The following is a 2,970-nucleotide window of genomic DNA, read 5'->3' as shown; positions in this document are numbered from 1 at the left end:
CGCTCAGGGTGATTACGCACCGTTACTGAAGCTGATTCCATATGCCGGCCTGATCGGCATCGAATGCTCGCGGGTCGGCGATGATCTGCTGTTCAAGCTGCCAGCGAACAAGGACAACATTGGTAACCCTTTACTGCCGGCGATCCACGGCGGGGTGATTGCCGGGTTCATGGAGCTGGCTGCCGCCCTGCATCTGTTGATCTTCACCGGCGCACCGGGTGTACCGAAGATTATCGACTTCTCCCTTGATTATCTGCGGGGCGGGCAGTTTCGCGACACCTGGGCCAAGTGTCAGGTCTGCCGCCAGGGGCGACGCGTCGCCAACGTTGCCGTGACCGCCTGGCAAAGTACCGAAAGCGAGCCGATTGCCACCGCCCGCGCGCACTTCAAAATTGATGAGCCCTTGAAATCCTGAACGCTGCCCCCAACTCAGTGAACAACCCGCCGCCGACCATTCGGGTCGCGGCCAATGCCATCTGATTGGAGTTTGATGACCATGAGTGTGGAAACTCAAAAGGAAACCCTGGGCTTCCAGACCGAGGTAAAGCAGCTGCTGCACCTCATGATCCATTCGCTGTATTCCAACAAGGAAATCTTCCTTCGCGAATTGATCTCGAACGCCTCTGACGCTGTCGACAAGCTGCGCTTCGAAGCCCTGGCCAAGCCTGAGTTGCTCGAAGGTGGCGCTGACTTGAAAATCCGTGTGAGCTTCGACAAGGACGCCAAGACCGTCACGCTCGAAGACAACGGTATCGGCATGAACCGTGACGATGTGATCACCCACCTGGGGACCATCGCCAAATCGGGCACCGCCGATTTCATGAAGAATCTCTCGGGCGATCAGAAGAAGGATTCGCACCTGATCGGCCAGTTCGGTGTCGGCTTCTACTCCGCCTTCATCGTTGCCGACAAGGTTGACGTGTACAGCCGTCGCGCCGGCACCGCCGCCAGCGAAGGCGTGCACTGGTCGTCAAAAGGCGAGGGCGAGTTCGAAGTCGCCACTGTCGATAAGCCAGAGCGCGGTACCCGCATCGTCCTGCACCTGAAATCCGGTGAAGACGAGTTCGCCGATGGCTGGCGTCTGCGCAACATCATCAAGAAGTACTCCGACCACATCGCGCTGCCGATCGAGCTGCCGAAAGAAGTGGCCGCTGCCGAAGGCGAAGAGAAGCCTGAAGTTGAATGGGAAACCGTCAACCGCGCCAGCGCCCTGTGGACCCGTCCGCGCACTGAGGTGAAGGACGAGGAATACCAGGAGTTCTACAAGCACATCGCCCACGACTTCGAAAACCCGCTGGCCTGGAGCCACAACAAGGTCGAAGGCAAGCTCGAATACAGCTCGCTGCTGTACGTGCCGGCCCGTGCACCGTTCGACCTGTACCAGCGTGAAGCGCCGAAAGGCCTGAAGCTGTACGTGCAGCGTGTGTTCGTCATGGATCAGGCCGAGTCCTTCCTGCCGCTGTACCTGCGCTTCATCAAGGGTGTGGTCGACTCCAACGACCTGTCGCTGAACGTGTCGCGGGAAATCCTGCAGAAAGACCCGATCATCGACTCGATGAAAACCGCGCTGACCAAGCGCGTACTGGACATGCTGGAAAAACTGGCGAAAAACGAGCCTGAGCAATACAAGGGCTTCTGGAAGAACTTCGGTCAGGTCATGAAAGAAGGCCCGGCAGAAGATTTCGCCAACAAGGAAAAAATTGCCGGTTTGCTGCGTTTCGCATCGACCAATGGCGACGACGGCGAGCAGATCGTCGGTCTGGCCGACTACCTGGCCCGCGCCAAGGAAGGTCAGGACAAGATCTACTACCTCACCGGCGAAACCTACGCGCAGGTCAAGAACAGCCCGCACCTGGAAGTCTTCCGCAAGAAAGGCATCGAAGTGCTGCTGCTGACCGACCGCATCGACGAGTGGCTGATGAGCTACCTCAGCGAATTCGACGGCAAGACCTTCGTTGACGTGGCACGCGGTGATCTCGATCTGGGCAACCTGGACTCGGAAGAGGACAAGAAGGCCGCAGAAGAAGTCGCCAAGTCCAAAGAAGGTCTGGTCGAGCGCCTGAAAACCGCGCTGGGCGATTCCGTTGCCGAGGTTCGCGTGTCCCACCGTCTGACCGACTCGCCAGCCATTCTGGCCATTGGCGAACAGGACCTGGGCCTGCAAATGCGCCAGATCCTTGAAGCCAGCGGCCAGAAAGTGCCGGATTCGAAGCCGATCTTCGAATTCAACCCGAGCCACCCGCTGATCGAGAAACTCGACGGCGAGCAGAACGAAGGGCGTTTTGGCGACCTGTCGCACATCCTCTTCGATCAGGCCGCTCTGGCGGCTGGCGAGAGCTTGAAAGACCCGGCCGCTTACGTGACCCGTCTGAACAAGCTGCTGGTTGAGCTGTCAGCTTAATCACGTTGTAGAAAAACCCGCTTCGGCGGGTTTTTTCATTCTGGTGTTTAACATTCAGGAGTCAGAAATGAGCCAAGTCACTGTACGTTCTGTGGTCTATCAGCTTGATGGCCAGCCTTTTGAAGGTCGTCTGGCGTTTGACGCCGAGCACAAGGGCGCACGCCCGGGCCTGTTGATGGCGCCAAACTGGATGGGCGTCAGCGCTGGCGCGGAAGAAATCGCCAAGTCAGTTGCGGCCAAGGGCTACGTGGTGTTGATTGCCGACGTGTACGGTCAGGCCGTGCGTCCGCAAAACGCGGATCAGGCAGGCGCCGCGATGATGCCGCTGAAGGACGACCGCGCACTGCTGCGCAAGCGGATGCAGGCGGCGTTCGAGCAGTTGCAAAAGCAGGGCGAGGCGGCGGTCGATACCTCGAAACTGGCGGTGTTCGGTTTCTGCTTCGGCGGTTGCTGCGCACTGGATCTGGCGCGCACGGGCGTGCCGGTGAAGGCGGCGGTGTCGTTCCACGGTACGCTGGATTCGCCGAACCCGGCAGACGCGAAGAACATCAAGGGCTCGGTGCTGGTGC

The 2,970-nt window shown here is 59.2% G+C and carries 3 protein-coding genes; all 3 read left to right on the top strand.

Annotated elements, in window-relative coordinates:
* A partial coding sequence (locus DBR24_RS00295) for a PaaI family thioesterase (protein ID WP_146188917.1) occupies positions 1 to 415 on the top strand: 415 nt, incomplete at its 5' end.
* Positions 416 to 496: 81 nt separating this feature from the next.
* Positions 497 to 2,401, top strand: coding sequence for a molecular chaperone HtpG (htpG, locus tag DBR24_RS00290; protein ID WP_128613543.1), 1,905 nt, complete (start codon positions 497 to 499; stop codon positions 2,399 to 2,401).
* Positions 2,402 to 2,468: 67 nt separating this feature from the next.
* On the top strand, positions 2,469 to 2,970 hold a 502-nt coding region (locus DBR24_RS00285), incomplete at its 3' end, for a dienelactone hydrolase family protein (protein ID WP_128613542.1).

Origin of the sequence: Pseudomonas sp. HMWF006 (genome assembly GCF_003061205.1) — a bacterium.
Taxonomy (GTDB): Bacteria; Pseudomonadota; Gammaproteobacteria; order Pseudomonadales; family Pseudomonadaceae; genus Aquipseudomonas; species Aquipseudomonas monsensis.
The sequence above is the reverse complement of the archived record's forward strand: the minus strand, read 5'-3'. Positions and strand labels throughout refer to the sequence as shown.

Bases quoted from the DNA above. Each gene is read 5' to 3' on its own strand.
- htpG (WP_128613543.1), top strand. From the start codon at position 497: ATGAGTGTGGAAACTCAAAAGGAAACCCTGGGCTTCCAGACCGAGGTA.